Genomic DNA, 16369 nt, shown 5'->3' on the forward strand with positions numbered 1-16369 from the left:
AGCCCTACTCAACTGTGCGGAGGTGGGACGACGAAATCGAATTCTAACGAATTACCGATTTCTGTCCCACTCTCTTTCTTTATTCTTGGATCATGGCTAGGAGATCCTCTCCTGTAGTGGTTGGAAGGATCCGGACTCGTTTGAGGGAATAGAGTCCATCAGCGGAGCTGGCTAGTCCATTTTTAGTGGTGAGGCCTAGTTTGTAGTCAGCTTTCTTGGCTTGGTCGATCGTGACCTGGCTGTAGCGACCGGATGGGTAGACGATAACGCTGGTATTTTGATCCAGCACCTTATCCAGCAAGCGTTTAGAAGCGACTAGCTCATTCTTTTGGGTCTCAAGACTGGAATTGGCTAGGTCTGGATGATTGACCGTATGGCTTTCAAAGGTCAAGCCAGCACTTTTCATCTCTTTGATTTGGTCAAAGGTCAGGACATTTTCTTTTTCCTTTTGGGTAAAGTCCGTGATGATATTATTGGTGGCGGTCATCTTGTACTTCTTAAGAAGCGGATAGACGATAGTATAGAAATCTTCGACGCCATCATCAAAGGTCAGCCAGACAAATTTCTTTCCTTTGGGTACTTCGTTCTTGACGAGGATGCGATAGGCTTCCCCAGGTGTCAGGGTGTAGTAACCCGCTTTTTTTAGGGCCTTTAGTTGGCTTTCAAAGGTTTCTGGATCAACGATCAAATTAGCATTGGCAGCTTCAGACTCGGCCATATTGTGCACGGAGTGGTACATGAGGATGGGCAGTTTGACCGGCTTTTTCACCCGAGTCCACTCGATAGAGGAGCTACCTTCTTCGAGAGAACGCGTCATGGCAGTGCCACTGGTATTCCCCTCATTCGGCTGAGTGATCCGCTTGATCAGAAGAAAGCTACAAATAAAGATACAGACCAGTAGGAGGGCATTGATTCCAAGTAGGGCTTTGATTTTTTTAGGTACTCTTCGTTTACTCATAGTGTCACCGTTTTCATTATTTTCTTTATTGTACCACAAATTCTAGGTTCTTTTCCAGAACTTGCTACAGGCAGATCCTGTCATGAAAATTCAGAATTTTTAAGGCAATTGGCTGTCAAACGCTCAAGTTTTTGTTATAATGGAGCTACTATAGAAAATTCAAGGAGTCAATAGGATGTCTGTTAAGATTGCCTTACTAGGATTTGGTACTGTTGCAAGTGGCGTACCATTTTTATTAAAAGAAAACCATGAAAAAATCACCCAGGCAGCTCAAGATGAAATCGAGATCGCCAAGGTCTTGGTTCGAGATGATGCTGAGAAGGAAAAATTACAAGCTGCTGGTCATGACTACAACTTTGTGACCAATGTCGATGAGATCATTGAAGACAAGGACATTGCCATCGTGGTTGAATTGATGGGTCGTATCGAGCCAGCTAAGACCTTTATCACCCGTGCTCTTGAAGCAGGGAAGCACGTGGTTTCTGCTAACAAAGACCTTCTTGCCGTTCATGGAAGCGAGTTGCTAGAGATTTCTAAAAAACACCAAGTGGCTCTTTATTATGAAGCTGCCGTAGCTGGTGGGATCCCAATCCTTCGGACCTTGGTGAATTCCCTTGCTTCCGACAAGGTGACCAAAGTGCTCGGGGTGGTCAATGGAACATCTAACTTCATGATGACCAAAATGGTCGAAGAAGGCTGGACTTATGAGGATGCTTTAGCAGAAGCGCAACGTCTTGGTTACGCTGAAAGTGATCCAACCAACGACGTTGAAGGAATCGATGCTGCATACAAGATGGTGATCTTGAGCCAGTTCGCTTTTGGGATGAATATCCAATTTGACCAAGTAGGTCACAAAGGAATTAGCCAGATCACTCCTCAAGATGTATCGGTTGCTCAAAGCCTTGGATATGTCATTAAGCTGGTCGGATCTATCGTTGAAACAGAGTCAGGGATCGCAGCAGAAGTGACACCAACCTTCCTTCCAAAACAACATCCACTCGCAGGAGTGAATGATGTCATGAATGCGGTCTATGTGGAATCCATCGGTATTGGTGAGTCTATGTACTACGGACCAGGTGCTGGTCAAAAACCAACTGCGACAAGTGTCGTAGCCGACCTCGTCCGCATTGTCCGTCGTCTAAAAGAAGGAACGATCGGTAAAGCCTTCAATGAATACAGTCGCCCTCTTCAATTGGCTAAGCCAGAAGACGTGAAGAACAATTATTACTTCTCAATCAAGGCACCAGATGCGACTGGTCAAATCTTGCGTCTTGCGGAAATCTTTAATGCAGAAGGAGCTTCCTTCAAGCAAATCCTTCAAGAAGACTCAGATGGTCACTATGCAAGTGTTGTCATCATTACTCACCAAGTTAACCAAACTCAATTCAAGAACTTGGTTGAAAAATTGGATTCAGAGGCGAATTTCGAACTCTTGAATACCTTTAAAGTCTTGGGAGAATAAGCATGAAAATTATTGTTCCAGCAACCAGTGCCAATGTAGGGCCAGGATTTGATTCTGTTGGGATTGCCGTGACTCGCTATTTGACCATTGAAGTCCTTGAACCAGCAGATGCTTGGTTTATTGAGCATGATCTTGGAGCAGGGATTCCGACAGATGAGAAAAACCTTTTGCTCTCAACAGCTCTTTCTATCTCAACTGATATGCAACCCCATCGGATCAAGATGACTAGTGAAGTGCCTTTGGCGCGTGGTCTTGGATCTTCTAGCTCGGTCATTGTCGCAGGGATTGAATTGGCCAACCAATTAGCCAACCTCCAGCTATCAGACGCTGAGAAATTACGCATCGCGACCGAGATCGAAGGTCATCCGGATAATGTAGCTCCAGCTATCTTTGGGAATATGGTCATTGCGAGCTACATCGGTGAAGATGTCCAATATGTCACGGCTGACTTCCCAAGCTGTGACCTTGTGGCCTTTGTACCGAGCTACCAATTGAAGACCAGTGATAGTCGGAATGTCCTACCGAAAGAATGGTCTTATAAGGAAGCTGTTGCAGCCAGTAGCGTAGCCAATGTCGCTATCGCAGCTCTCCTCAAGGGAGATTTGCTGACGGCTGGTCGCTCCATCGAGTCTGATCATTTCCACGAACGCTACCGTCAATCTCTTGTCAAAGAGTTTCCTCAGGTCAAAGAAGTCGCCCATGCGCATGGGGCTTACGCCACCTATCTGTCGGGAGCAGGCCCAACGATCATGAACCTCTTAGCGCCAGAGCATGCAGCAGCCTTTGTTGCAGCTCTCGAAAAACTCGGGCTAGATGGTCAGATTTTCCAACTTAAAATTGACACATTTGGCGTTCGTGTTGAGAATTAAACCCGAATGTAACACAAATGAAAGAAGGATGTATACGAATGTATATGTCCTTTTTGCTTCTCCTATGGTAGAATGGGAACAGTATGGGGAAAAGCTCAAGCTTTCCTGAAAATCTAGGGGGAAACATGAAACCAGAATATTTATATAGTATTGCTACCGATCTTGGTCTGCAATTTGATGGCGAAGCTCGTGTGATGTATGGAGAGCGTGAAGGCTTCTTGTTGGTCATTGAAGGCGCTCAAACCAAGAATGTATTTACCATTTCACTCAGTGTGAAACAAGGTTCCGAAGGAGACTTGATCGAAGATAGTGAAATTCTTTGGAATGAATTAAAAGAACAATCAAAAGCCATTAATGCTATCTCTTCTGATGGTTACTTGACCTCGATCGTTGTCAAAGGTGGAATGATCAAAGGGAAGGCTGTCGAAACCTTATGGACAGCTATCCAAGATATTGTTGATTTCTTACTCAACCACCAATTTGTGCAAGTGAATGCGGAAACGGGTGAGGAAGGACCAATCGGTCTGTATCAAATTGGAGATGCGATCTTTTTAATCGACGATGCAACCTTTAGAGCCTACCAAGCCGAAGTGCAAGATACAGTTGAGGCTTATGAAGCGCGGGAAGAAAACTTCCTTTTGGGGATTGTAGGGGCTGTGATCGGTGTAATCATCGGTGGAGCAGTTGCCCTCTTGGTAGCGCGTCTTGGCTATGTATCTGTTTTAGCAGGGGCTGCCCTCGGTTATTGTACCATCAAAGGTTATGAGATTCTTGGTAAGAAATTGACTAAAAAAGGTGTGGTAGTTTCAGCTATTTTGATGGTCTTGACCGTCTTTTTGGTCAACCAATTAGATTATACTTTGGCGCTTATGAGTGAACTGGATTTGCCATTTGATATGTCCTGGACGCTTCTCAATGAAGCGACATTCTCAGGGGATGTCCCTGATAAATTTTACTTGAATCTAGCACTCTTAGCTGTCTTTACTCTTGGTGGTGCTTGGATTTCGGTCAAATCAGCTCTGGATGGACAAAAGAATCGTGCCATTGCTCGTAAAATTGCATAATGAATGATAAAAGGAAGGCCTGAATATTATAGGTCTTCTTTTGTTTTTTAGGGTCGAAAAATAGTCAAAAATTTGGTATAATAGTTTGTATTTTTATAGAGAGAGAACAGACAGAAAGATGAATGAAAAAATAAATCAAATTCTTGAAGGGATTGATATCCGTTTTCAAGAACCTTTAAAACATTATACCTTCACAAAGGTAGGTGGGAATGCTGAATTTTTAGCCTTTCCCCGCAACCAATACGAATTAAAACGCATCGTTCAATTTGCCAACCAAGAGCAAATTCCATGGATGGTCCTGGGCAATGCATCCAATATCATTGTCCGCGATGGGGGCATTCCGGGATTTGTCATTATGTTTGATCGCTTGCGTGACATCAGTGTGGATGGTTATGTGATCGAAGCAGAGGCAGGTGCTAAACTCATCGACACCACCCATGTGGCCTTGCACCATAGTTTGAAAGGTTTTGAGTTTGCTAGTGGCATTCCAGGCAGTGTCGGTGGTGCAGTCTTTATGAATGCGGGAGCCTATGGAGGAGAGATCGCGCATGTCCTAGTATCCTGTAAGGTCTTGACCAAAGACGGAGAGATCGAAACTCTGTCAGCGAGTGAACTAGCTTTTGGCTACCGTCAATCTAAGATTCAAGAGACAGGTGCTGTCGTCATCTCTGCCAAATTTGCTTTGTCTCCTGGCAATCACGAGCAAATCAAGCAGGAGATGGATCGGTTGACCCATCTTCGTCAGTTGAAACAACCCCTTGAATACCCTTCTTGTGGATCCGTCTTTAAGCGTCCTGTCGGTCATTTTGCAGGTCAATTGATTAGTGAAGCAGGTTTGAAAGGCTATCGAATCGGTGGTGTTGAAGTGTCTGAAAAACATGCCGGCTTTATGGTCAATGTCGATAATGGAACAGCTAAGGACTACGAAGACCTGATCGCCCATGTCATTGAAGCAGTCGAGGCTCACTCAGGCGTTCGTTTAGAACCAGAAGTTCGCATTATCGGTCAAGCCTAAGAACGTTAGTATTGAAGAATAATTGATAGTGTAAACATCGATAGCATCAGTCGGAAAGGGGGTGAGTGCCTATCGATACCGTAAATAGGTGGGGCAGTCTAGTAAGTCCCCGAGAGGTATTGGTGGCCTGACAGGTCTTCCTGTCAGCCGCTGCGTTTTCGTTTGAAAAGCAGTTTGGTAATCGTAGTAAAGAAGGAATTTATGTGAATTGAAAAAACCAATTATTGAGTTTAAAAATGTTACAAAGGTCTTTGAAGATAGCGGAACCGTTGTCCTAAAGGATATCAATTTTGAATTGGAAGAAGGGAAGTTCTATACCCTGCTCGGTGCATCTGGATCAGGAAAATCAACTATCCTTAATATAATTGCCGGTCTTTTAGATGCTAGCTCTGGAGATGTCTACCTTGATGGGGAACGGATCAATGATGTCCCTACCAACAAGCGGGATGTCCACACCGTCTTTCAGTCCTATGCCCTGTTTCCGCATATGACGGTCTTTGAAAATGTGGCTTTTCCCCTTCGTTTGAAAAAGCTGGACAAGGCTGAGATCGAACGTCGGGTTTCAGAAGTATTGAAAATGGTCCAGTTAGCAGGATTTGAAAAACGCTCGATCCAAAAATTATCGGGTGGTCAACGCCAGCGGGTAGCTATTGCACGGGCTATTATCAATGAACCACGAGTAGTCCTTTTAGATGAGCCTTTGTCTGCACTTGACTTGAAACTTCGGACAGACATGCAGTATGAGTTGCGGGAATTGCAACAACGCTTGGGCATTACCTTTGTCTTTGTTACCCACGACCAAGAAGAAGCCCTTGCCATGAGTGACTGGATCTTTGTCATGAATGAAGGAGAGATCGTCCAATCTGGTACACCGGTTGATATCTATGATGAACCGATCAACCACTTTGTAGCGACTTTTATCGGGGAGTCCAACATCCTAGATGGTCGCATGATCGAGGACTACTTGGTTGAGTTCAATGGCAAACGCTTTGAAGCCGTCGATGGAGGGATGCGTCCAAATGAACCAGTTGAAGTCGTCATTCGTCCAGAAGACTTGCAAATCACCCTTCCTGAAGAAGGCAAGCTCCAAGTGAAGGTGGACACCCAGCTCTTCCGTGGTGTGCATTACGAGATCATCGCCTATGATGATTTGGGTAATGAGTGGATGATTCACTCCACTCGTAAGGCCATTGTGGGAGAAGTCATCGGGCTAGACTTTGAACCAGAAGATATCCACGTTATGCGTCTCAATGAAACCGAGGAAGAATTCGATGCGCGGATCGAAGAGTACGTTGAAGTGGAAGAGCAAGAAGCTGGTTTGATTAATGCCATTGAGGAGGAAAGAGATGAAGAAAACAACCTCTAATCTATTTATCCTCCCCTATTTCTTGTGGATTTTTCTCTTTGTCTTGGCTCCTGTAGTCATGATCATCTTTCAATCGTTTTTCAACGTTGAAGGGCAGTTTTCACTTGAAAACTACAAAGAGTTCTTTACTTCGCAAAATCTGACCTATTTAAAGATGAGTTTTAATTCGGTCCTTTATGCCGGAATTGTCACCCTGGTGACGCTCTTGATCTCCTATCCGACTGCTTACTTTTTGACGCTGCTCAAACACCGGCAGTTGTGGTTGATGTTGATCGTCTTGCCAACCTGGGTCAATCTCTTGCTCAAGGCCTATGCCTTTATCGGAATCTTTGGGCAAAACGGCTCCATCAATAGCTTTTTAAGCTTTCTCGGAGTCGCTCCCCAGCAGATCCTCTTTACCGATTTCTCCTTTATCTTTGTAGCCAGCTACATCGAGTTGCCGTTTATGATTTTGCCGATCTTTAATGTCTTAGATGACTTGGATCCAAACTTGATCAATGCCAGCTATGATTTGGGAGCCAATCGTTGGGATACCTTCCGTCATGTGGTCTTCCCCTTGTCCATGAATGGAGTCCGCTCAGGTGTGCAGTCTGTCTTTATTCCTAGTCTGAGTCTCTTCATGTTGACACGGATGATCGGTGGAAATCGCGTCATTACCTTAGGGACTGCGATTGAACAGCACTTCCTAACAACACAAAACTGGGGAATGGGTTCTACCATCGGAGTTGTTCTGATCCTTGCTATGCTCTTTACCATGTGGGCAACGAGAGAAAGGAGAGAACGATGAAAAAAGTATCTCATTTCTATCTAGGCTTCGTCTTTCTGATCCTCTATCTTCCAATCTTCTATTTGATCTTTTATGCTTTCAATAAAGGGGGAGATATGAATGCCTTCACAGGCTTCACGCTTGAGCATTTCAATGAATTGTTCGCAGATAGTCGCCTGATGCTGATCTTATCAGAGACCTTCCTCTTGGCCTTCTTGTCAGCCTTGATTGCGACGGTGATCGGAACCTTTGGAGCCATTTATATCTACCAATCCAAGAAAAAGTTAGAAGGACCTTTGCTCTCCATCAATAACATTCTCATGGTAGCACCAGACGTTATGATTGGGGCCAGCTTCTTGATTCTCTTTACGACGGTGAAGTACCAGCTAGGTTTCCTATCTGTTCTGGCTAGCCACGTGGCCTTCTCGATTCCCATTGTGGTCTTGATGGTCTTGCCACGTCTCAAGGAAATGAACCGGGATATGGTTAATGCTGCCTATGACTTGGGAGCTACTCAAGTGCAAATGCTCAAAGAGATCATGTTGCCGTATCTGACACCAGCCATCATTGCGGGCTACTTTATGGCCTTTACCTATTCGCTTGATGACTTCGCCGTGACCTTCTTTGTAACTGGAAATGGCTTTACAACCTTGTCTGTAGAGATCTACTCACGTGCCCGTCAAGGAATTTCCCTCAGTATCAATGCCTTGTCTGCCCTTGTCTTTCTCTTTAGTGTGCTCTTGGTCATCGGTTATTACTTTATCACCCGTGAAAAGGAGGAAGCAGCATGAAAAAACTCTATTCATTCCTAACAGGGATTGTCATGGTGATCTTGATCCTCTGGGGAATTAGCCACCAGATCGAAGCCAGCATGAATACCAAGAATAGTGACAAGCTAGTCATCTACAACTGGGGAGATTATGTTGATCCTGAATTGCTCCAGGAATTCACCAAAGAGACGGGAATTCAGGTGCAATATGATACCTTTGATTCCAACGAAGCCATGTACACCAAGATCAAGCAGGGGGGCACGACCTACGATATTGCCATTCCGAGTGAATACATGATTGCCAAGATGATGGATGAGCATTTGGTTGAAAAATTGGATCAATCCAAGATCAAAGGGATGGAAAACATTGATCCAAAACTGTTGAACCAATCGTTTGATCCGGGCAACCAATATTCCGTTCCTTATTTCTGGGGTACCCTGGGAATCGTCTACAATACCAAGATGGTCAAAGAAGCTCCAAAACATTGGTCTGATCTCTGGCGTGAAGAGTACAAAAATGACATCATGATGTACGATGGGGCGCGTGAGGTGATGGGAATTGGTCTCAATACCTTGGGCTATAGCCTCAATGAAAAGGATCCCAAGAAATTGCAAGAGGCAGTGGATAAACTCTACACCTTAACGCCAAACATCAAAGCTTTGGTGGCCGATGAGATGAAAGGCTATATGATCCAAAACAATGCAGCTATTGGGGTTACCTTCTCAGGAGAAGCTAGCCAAATGCTGGATGCCAATAAGGATCTTCGCTATGTCGTCCCAACGGAAGCTAGCAACCTTTGGTTTGATAACATTGTCATTCCAAAAACCGTGAAAAATAAAGAAGCAGCATATGCCTTTATTAACTTCATGCTTCGTCCTAAAAATGCGTTGAAAAATGCTCTTTATGTCGGCTACTCAACGCCAAATAAAAAAGCCAAAGCTATGTTGCCAAAAGAAATCCAAAATGATCAAGCCTTCTATCCAAGCGATGAAACACTGGACCATTTGGAAGTCTATCAACAATTAGGCAAGAAATTGCTTGGAGTCTATAACGATCTTTACCTTCAGGTCAAGATGTATCGAAAATAACACAAAAGGAACCTCCGGGTTCCTTTTTGATTGGAGATAAACTCCTCTTAGAAACTTTCCTTAAGTGAGTACGGACGTCAGCGAACTTCGAAGAAGTTCCATGACTTAGTTTTGGACCTAAGGTTCCAAAACTCCTGAGTGCTAGAAAAAATGGTGTTTCTAGCACTTTTCTCACAGCGGAAAGTTTCATTATATATTTAGATGCTCTACAAAAATGCAACAATTGAATTTTTAGCATCACTTAGGTGTTATTTGTAAAAAAGGATTATCTATATTCTAGCAGAACCCCGCAAGTTCTTTTATGATTGCTGCATAAAGTCTCTAACTAGTGAGTTAGATTGAGATTCAAATGAAAGATGCTATAATAGTAAGGAAAGTGACTGGTCCATTCAGTCATGAAAGGAAGGATTGGAGAAGAAGAGATGAAGAGACGACTGGAACTATTTTTGATTATTCTGTTACCGATCCTAGGCCTTGTTTTTCTAGGAGGAAAAATCATGACCCTGAACAAAAGGCCGGAGCAGAAGATAACGACCACTTCTTCAAAGAAAGTTGTACAAAAACCGAAGAAGAGATAAAAAAAGAGCAAATCGCTTATCTCAAAGAGCACGAGCAAGAAATCGTCGATTTTGTGAAGGCTCAAAATCCAAAAGTCGAATCTGTTCAGATTGATTGGGATCATACACAATGGAGTGATGGTGGACTGACAACTCCTGAATATTATATGAATGTTTATGGAGGTATAAATCATATTGAAGAATCGAGTTGGGGAGTAGATATCCCAATTAATGAGGACAATACATTAAATTTAGATGAGATGTATATAGGATCCGACATTAGAATAGGGGGGAGATTATTTGAGTAATTGGAATTTGAGAAGTTTTGACAATCTATATGGTTCATTAGCTGAATCAACTTATCGTGATAGGCCTATGAACTTTCCATATAAGCAATTGGATCAAATCCAGGAAGAGCGCTCAACGCTCAAATGGGAGTATGACAATGAGATCGATGCTTTCTATAAACATCAGAAAAAATGGAATCAGAAGCTAAGAAAAATCAGTAAGGTTGCCCTTACTGATTTTTTAGTTGGATCCAGATGATGCTGTATCTGCGCCACTGTCTGTTGCGGTGGAACCTTGGTCTTGTGCGGCAGATGAACTGGTTTCTGTAGCGGATGAGCTATCGGTTTCTTTTTGTGAACTTGTTTCTGTATTACTTGAATCGGTTTGCGTATTGGTATTAGCATCTGTATTGGTAGCGCTTGAGTCAGATCCCTTATCGTGGACCACGACGACGCTGGTGCTACTAGATGGTTTATCTTCTGTTTTTTGATTGTCTTTATTAAGCAGGCTTATAATCGTAAAAGAAGTGACGATAATCCCTAAAAGACTGGCAATCGTGGCGACAACTGTTTGAAATAGTGACAGGCCTTGTTTGACTTTTTCACCACGTGATGGTCTAGAATCTGTAGTATCCTCTGGTTTTTGGTTTTTGTTGCTTCTTGAATATTGTGACATGTTCATTCTCTTTCTATCAAAAATTGTTTTTTAACACTTTCCTATTATAAGTCATTTTCTGAAAAATGTCTAAAAAGAACTGAATTTTATGGAGTGATTTTACCTCATCTCTCTTTATCAAATCCTTGTCCCAAGCGGTTAGAAATGATAAAATAGAAGTTACGTAAAAAGAAAGTGATGGATGCGTAGGACATGATTTATTTTGACAATTCAGCAACGACCAAACCCTATCCAGAGGCCCTAGCGACCTATACAGAAGTGGCCAGTCGGATTTGGGGGAACCCTTCTAGTTTGCACAATCTAGGTAGTCAAGCTACTCGTATTTTAGAGGCTTCTAGAAAACAGATTGCAGAGTTAATTGGCAAGAAAGCTGAGGAAATTTACTTCACGTCTGGTGGGACCGAAGGGGACAACTGGATCCTCAAGGGTGTAGCCTTTGAGAAAGCTCCTTATGGCAAGCATATCATTGTCTCTGACATCGAGCATCCCGCTATCAAGGAGTCCGCTGCTTGGTTAAAGACGCAAGGATTTCAAGTGGATTATGCTCCAGTGGATGCGCGTGGCTTTGTCAAAGTGGATGCCTTGTCTAGTCTTCTCCGTCCAGATACGACCTTGGTCTCTGTCATGGCCGTCAACAATGAGATTGGCTCCATCCAGCCCATCCATGAAATTGCGGCTCTCCTAGAGGATCGTCCAACGATTAGTTTCCATGTCGATGCGGTTCAAGCTTTAGCCAAGGTAGCAACAGAAGTTTATCTACCAGAGCGCGTGGACTTTGCGACCTTCTCTAGTCATAAATTCCATGGTCTTCGTGGAGTTGGCTTTGTCTACATCAAAGAAGGCAAAAAGATCACACCCCTCTTAACGGGTGGAGGTCAAGAAAAAGAAATGCGCTCGACAACTGAGAATGTGGCAGGTATCGCAGCAACCGCAAAAGCCCTACGCTTAGCTATGGAAAACCAAGAAGCTTTTGCCAGTAAGACCCAGCAGATGAAAGAAGTGATCCGTAAAGAATTGGCCAACTATCCAGATGTCACTGTCTTTTCTGGTGAGGATCACTTTGCCCCTCACATCTTGACTTTCGGGATCAAGGGAGTTCGTGGTGAAGTAGTGGTCCATGCCTTTGAAGAGTTTGATATTTACATCTCGACCACCAGTGCCTGCTCGTCCAAGGCTGGAAAACCAGCTGGAACCTTGATTGCCATGGGAGTGGACAAGAGCATCGCTCAGACAGCAGTTCGCCTCAGTCTCGATATTGAAAATGACATGAGCCAAGTCGAGCAATTCTTGACCAAGTTCAAACTGATTTACGAACAAACACGAAAAGTACGTTAATTTTAGAAGGAAATCAATATGACCTTAACCTATTCAGAAATTATGATTCGCTATGGAGAGCTTTCTACTAAAGGGAAAAACCGCATGCGTTTCATCAATAAACTTCGCAATAATATCCAAGATGTTTTATCTATTTATCCGGCTGTCAAAGTGACAGCGGACCGCGATCGGGCCCATGCTTATCTACATGGGACGGATTATGAGCCGGTGGCAGAATCCCTCAAGCAAGTTTTTGGAATCCAAAATTTTTCACCTGTTTACAAGATTGAAAAATCAGTACCAGCCTTAAAAGCGGCAGTGCAAGGGATTATGAAGGAGATATACAAGGAAGGCTTGACCTTTAAAATCTCAAGTAAGCGGAGTGACCATACCTTTGAGCTCGATAGCCGTGAACTCAATCAAACCCTAGGTGGAGCTGTCTTTGAAGCCATCCCAACGATTCAGGCTCAGATGAAAAAGCCAGATATCAATCTGCAAGTCGAAATCCGAGAAGAAGCAGCCTACATCTCTTATGAAACCATCAAGGGAGCAGGAGGTCTTCCAGTTGGGACTTCTGGGAAAGGGATGCTCATGCTATCTGGTGGGATCGACTCTCCAGTAGCTGGCTACTTAGCCTTGAAGCGTGGGGTGGATATCGAGGCGGTTCACTTTGCGAGCCCCCCTTATACCAGCCCAGGTGCCTTGAAAAAAGCCCATGACTTAACACGGAAGTTGACCAAGTTTGGGGGCAATATCCAATTTATCGAAGTGCCCTTCACAGAGATCCAAGAGGAAATCAAGGCAAAAGCACCGGAAGCTTATCTCATGACCTTGACCCGCCGCTTTATGATGCACATCACAGATCGTATTCGCGAGGTTCGCGGTGGTTTGGTGATTATCAACGGTGAAAGCTTAGGACAAGTGGCTAGTCAAACCTTAGAGAGTATGCAGGCCATCAATGCGGTAACCAATACACCAGTTATCCGTCCGGTGGTGACCATGGACAAGTTGGAAATCATCGATATTGCCCAAGAGATTGATACCTTTGAAATCTCTATCCAACCGTTTGAAGACTGTTGTACCATCTTTGCACCAGATCGTCCAAAGACTAATCCGAAACTCAAAAATGCAGAGCAGTATGAGCAACGTATGGATGTGGAAGCTTTGGTGGAGCGTGCGGTAGCAGGCATCATCGTAACAGAGATCACACCAAAAGTAGAAAAAGACGAGGTTGATGACCTGATTGAGGATTTGCTATAGGAGAGACTGGGCGTATCCAGCCTCTTTTTCTAACCAACTTAAAGGAGACAAGATGAAAAAAATTATCGTATTAATGACAAGTTTGCTTCTGTTGACAGGCTGTGTCAAAGTATCGTTTACTGGCCCGAAAAAAGAAGAGAAGACTAGCCAATCAAGCAGTAGAAAAAAAGAACCCCTCACATTTGTCAGGGCCGAGCAGTATAAAGACCAGGACAACGAAGTCTTGGAAGCGTCTGAGAAATTTATCAAGGAACATCCAACGCTTGGAGAAGCTGGAAAATTATTTGTCTTTTTCCCAGGATATACCTTTGGAAATGAGGAAAACCGCTTCGCCTTGTTCTTTATTGTGAATCGTACCACCACAACCATCGATCGTGATGGATCCTTTGTCCTGAATTTGGAATATGATGGAGAGCCACTTTTTAAAGATGTCACAGTTGACTATGAAGTGAGCGAATCGGGTGTGTTAAAACCCAATACTGCTGCAGCGATTCCGATAAAAATTACTAAGGAACAAGAAGAAAAAATGAAGGCGATGAACGATTCGTCTAAAGCCAAAATGAGCTTCAATGACTTTAAATTTAAGGATAAGTAGATGAAAGCCGGTTTTGAATGCGATCTTAAACTATAAGATACAAAAAATAGATTTTTCAAAGAAAATTCGCTTTCAAAGCGCAAAAATACTTGTCTTTGTTTGATAGAAGTGATATACTTAGAGAGTTGACTATGCACATGCCTGTGCAACCGCTCGAACATCGTCGCTCATTTCCATGAGAGTAAGTGGTTCGTCCCACGATGCTAGGCGAGTCTTCACAAAAATACGGGGAAACCCAAAAATACATAGGAGGTGCATAATGAGCACATACGCAATCATTAAAACTGGCGGAAAACAAGTTAAAGTTGAAGTTGGTCAAGCAGTCTACGTTGAAAAATTGAACGTTGAAGCTGGTCAAGAAGTTACATTTAACGAAGTTGTTCTTGTTGGTGGTGAAAACACTGTTGTCGGAACTCCACTTGTTTCAGGAGCTACTGTTGTTGGAACTGTTGAAAAACAAGGAAAACAAAAGAAAGTTGTTACTTACAAGTACAAACCTAAAAAAGGTAGCCACCGTAAACAAGGTCACCGTCAACCTTACACTAAAGTTGTCATCAACGCTATCAACGCTTAATTTTTAGGAGAACACATGATACAAGCAGTCTTTGAACGAGCCGAAGATGGCGAGCTGAGGAGTGCAGAAATCACTGGGCACGCTGGAAGCGGTGAATATGGCTTTGATGTCGTGTGTGCATCGGTTTCGACTCTAGCCATTAACTTTGTCAACTCTGTTGAGAAATTTGCAGGCTACGAACCGGATCTAGAATTAAACGAAGAAGAAGGTGGCTTTCTTCGGGTCACAATCCCGACAGATATTCCACCACATCAAAGAGAAATGACCCAACTATTCTTTGAATCATTTTTCTTAGGGATGGCAAACTTATCGGAGAACTCTTCAGAGTTCGTCCAAACAAGAGTTATCACAGAAAACTAACATGGAGGAAAACAATTATGTTGAAATTGAATCTTGCTAACTTGCAACTTTTCGCCCACAAAAAAGGTGGAGGTTCTACATCAAACGGACGTGATTCACAAGCAAAACGTCTTGGAGCTAAAGCAGCTGATGGACAAACTGTAACAGGTGGATCTATCCTTTACCGTCAACGCGGTACACACATCTACCCAGGTGTGAACGTTGGACGTGGTGGAGACGATACTTTGTTCGCAAAAGTTGAAGGCGTAGTACGCTTCGAACGTAAAGGTCGCGATAAAAAACAAGTTTCTGTTTACCCAATCGCAAAATAAAAAGGTTTTCTAAACCTTTTTGTCCCGAGCCTTGATCCAAAGGTGAGGAAGCTAGAAATAGCAAAATTAAAGCTTTCTGATTTATCAGAAGGCTTTTTTCTTTTATTTATTTAAAAATATCATGTTTACTCCTGTTAATATAATGTTTGAATTTGTGTTTTTTGAAAAATGTAGTATAATAGAGACAAATATAGTAGGAATGGAAGTAGTACCATGAAAGATAGCAGACATGTTGAAATTCTTCAGGAACTGGATCGAAAAAGTGTGGTATCAGTCAAAGAACTCAAGGAACTCTTTGGGGTGACAGACATGACCATTCGTCGCGATCTGATCGATCTTGAAAAACAAGGTCTTTTAGTTCGTGTACATGGTGGAGCCCACAAAAAAGTAAAAGATAGCTTGTTAGAGGCTTCTCACAGTGAGAAAAATCTCATCAATATTGATGAGAAACGAACCATTGCAAAAAAATGTGCAGAGTTGATCGAAAATGGGGATACCGTCTTTATTGGGTCTGGTACGACAACAGATTTTATCGGCGACTATTTAGAAGGAAAGGAAATCAGTATCGTCACCAATTCCCTCCCCATTTTTGAAAAGCTAAAGGATTTTCCAAATTATGACTTGATCTTAGTTGGTGGTCGCTACCGGGTGAAGACACAAACTTTTGTCGGTCAATTTGCCAATAAACTCTTGAAAGAAATCAAGGTTTCTAAAGCTTTCATTGGGGTCAATGGCATCGATGGGCATCATGTTTCCACAGCCAATGAAGAAGAAGGAAATGGTAATGCTATTATTCTTAACAATGCAATTGAGAAATATGTTGTTGCCGATAACAGTAAGTTTGATAGCTATTCTTTCTATAGTTTCTATCGAGTGGAAGACCTGAATGCCATTATTACTGATGATAGTATTCCAAAGAAGATCAAAGACAAATATGCCTTGTATACGAAAATCATATAAAATCAGAGGCTGGGACAAAAGTCCTAGCCTCTCAATTGTATTTGGATTGTCGAGCAAGACGCAGTGGTTGAGTGGGCTCTACTACGCTGATTTCATCAGCTTTTACAGCCCTACTCA

At 43.0% G+C, this 16369-nt stretch carries 17 protein-coding genes, 1 pseudogene and 1 other annotated feature; of the genes and pseudogenes, 16 read left to right on the plus strand and 2 right to left on the minus strand.

The genetic code is table 11. The annotated features are described in order from the left end of the window. Positions 1–79: 79 nt before the first annotated feature. Positions 80–958, minus strand: coding sequence for a polysaccharide deacetylase family protein (locus K1I56_RS09435; protein ID WP_049492061.1), 879 nt, complete (start codon positions 956–958; stop codon positions 80–82). Between the two features lie 175 nt (positions 959–1133). Here K1I56_RS09435 and K1I56_RS09440 point away from each other — a divergent pair, with 175 nt between their 5' ends. The 9 genes and pseudogenes from K1I56_RS09440 (at position 1134) to K1I56_RS09480 (ending at position 10223) form a co-directional block, all read left to right on the plus strand. Then, a complete protein-coding gene (locus tag K1I56_RS09440) occupies positions 1134–2420 on the plus strand; it encodes a homoserine dehydrogenase (protein WP_223325832.1) in 1287 nt (428 codons plus the stop codon). Positions 2421–2422: 2 nt separating this feature from the next. Continuing rightward, a complete protein-coding gene (gene thrB, locus K1I56_RS09445) occupies positions 2423–3289 on the plus strand; it encodes a homoserine kinase (protein WP_049492031.1) in 867 nt (288 codons plus the stop codon). Between the two features lie 83 nt (positions 3290–3372). Beyond that, positions 3373–4353 carry a TenA family protein gene (locus K1I56_RS09450; protein ID WP_049492027.1) on the plus strand — a complete coding sequence of 327 codons (981 nt, stop codon included), beginning with the start codon at positions 3373–3375 and terminating at the stop codon, positions 4351–4353. 118 nt (positions 4354–4471) lie between these two features. Next, complete coding sequence (gene murB, locus K1I56_RS09455; RefSeq protein WP_049492025.1) at positions 4472–5368, plus strand: UDP-N-acetylmuramate dehydrogenase; 897 nt, start codon at positions 4472–4474, stop codon at positions 5366–5368. A 208-nt stretch (positions 5369–5576) separates the two neighbouring features. Continuing rightward, complete coding sequence (locus K1I56_RS09460) at positions 5577–6734, plus strand: ABC transporter ATP-binding protein (RefSeq protein ID WP_045759571.1); 1158 nt, start codon at positions 5577–5579, stop codon at positions 6732–6734. Beyond that, positions 6715–7521: an ABC transporter permease gene (locus K1I56_RS09465; protein ID WP_003011144.1), complete on the plus strand. Its 807-nt coding sequence runs from the start codon at positions 6715–6717 to the stop codon at positions 7519–7521. The genes K1I56_RS09460 and K1I56_RS09465 overlap by 20 nt, the downstream gene beginning before the upstream one ends. Next, positions 7518–8291 carry an ABC transporter permease gene (locus tag K1I56_RS09470; RefSeq protein ID WP_003002847.1) on the plus strand — a complete coding sequence of 258 codons (774 nt, stop codon included), beginning with the start codon at positions 7518–7520 and terminating at the stop codon, positions 8289–8291. The genes K1I56_RS09465 and K1I56_RS09470 overlap by 4 nt, the downstream gene beginning before the upstream one ends. Beyond that, positions 8288–9358: an ABC transporter substrate-binding protein gene (locus K1I56_RS09475; RefSeq protein WP_223325834.1), complete on the plus strand. Its 1071-nt coding sequence runs from the start codon at positions 8288–8290 to the stop codon at positions 9356–9358. Before K1I56_RS09470 ends, K1I56_RS09475 begins: the two co-directional genes overlap by 4 nt. A gap of 395 nt (positions 9359–9753) precedes the next feature. After that, positions 9754–10223: pseudogene (locus K1I56_RS09480) on the plus strand (hypothetical protein). Positions 10224–10443: 220 nt separating this feature from the next. Here K1I56_RS09480 and K1I56_RS09485 read toward each other — a convergent pair. Continuing rightward, a complete protein-coding gene (locus tag K1I56_RS09485) occupies positions 10444–10878 on the minus strand; it encodes a DUF6556 family protein (RefSeq protein ID WP_223325835.1) in 435 nt (144 codons plus the stop codon). Between the two features lie 192 nt (positions 10879–11070). Here K1I56_RS09485 and K1I56_RS09490 point away from each other — a divergent pair, with 192 nt between their 5' ends. The 7 genes from K1I56_RS09490 to K1I56_RS09520 all read left to right on the plus strand — a co-directional run bounded on the left by K1I56_RS09490 (position 11071) and on the right by K1I56_RS09520 (position 16252). Next, entirely contained in the window at positions 11071–12213 is a 1143-nt protein-coding gene (locus K1I56_RS09490) for a cysteine desulfurase family protein (RefSeq protein WP_223325836.1), read from the plus strand. Positions 12214–12231: 18 nt separating this feature from the next. Beyond that, the gene (thiI, locus tag K1I56_RS09495; RefSeq protein WP_223325837.1) at positions 12232–13452 is read left to right on the plus strand and encodes a tRNA uracil 4-sulfurtransferase ThiI; all 1221 of its coding nucleotides are present in this window, start codon (positions 12232–12234) and stop codon (positions 13450–13452) included. Between the two features lie 52 nt (positions 13453–13504). Next, complete coding sequence (locus tag K1I56_RS09500; protein WP_223325838.1) at positions 13505–14047, plus strand: hypothetical protein; 543 nt, start codon at positions 13505–13507, stop codon at positions 14045–14047. A 137-nt stretch (positions 14048–14184) separates the two neighbouring features. Continuing rightward, positions 14185–14272 (plus strand) — a sequence feature (ribosomal protein L21 leader region). Positions 14273–14306: 34 nt separating this feature from the next. Beyond that, on the plus strand, positions 14307–14621 hold the full coding sequence (gene rplU / locus K1I56_RS09505; protein ID WP_003007734.1) for a 50S ribosomal protein L21: 315 nt from the start codon (positions 14307–14309) through the stop codon (positions 14619–14621). A gap of 15 nt (positions 14622–14636) precedes the next feature. Beyond that, positions 14637–14981 carry a ribosomal-processing cysteine protease Prp gene (locus K1I56_RS09510; RefSeq protein WP_003002581.1) on the plus strand — a complete coding sequence of 115 codons (345 nt, stop codon included), beginning with the start codon at positions 14637–14639 and terminating at the stop codon, positions 14979–14981. 17 nt (positions 14982–14998) lie between these two features. After that, the gene (gene rpmA, locus K1I56_RS09515) at positions 14999–15292 is read left to right on the plus strand and encodes a 50S ribosomal protein L27 (protein WP_003002805.1); all 294 of its coding nucleotides are present in this window, start codon (positions 14999–15001) and stop codon (positions 15290–15292) included. Between the two features lie 213 nt (positions 15293–15505). After that, positions 15506–16252: a DeoR/GlpR family DNA-binding transcription regulator gene (locus K1I56_RS09520; protein ID WP_009731217.1), complete on the plus strand. Its 747-nt coding sequence runs from the start codon at positions 15506–15508 to the stop codon at positions 16250–16252. Positions 16253–16369: the final 117 nt, after the last annotated feature.

The sequence above is a fragment of the Streptococcus parasanguinis genome (assembly GCF_019929185.1).
Taxonomy (GTDB): domain Bacteria; phylum Bacillota; class Bacilli; order Lactobacillales; family Streptococcaceae; genus Streptococcus; species Streptococcus parasanguinis_O.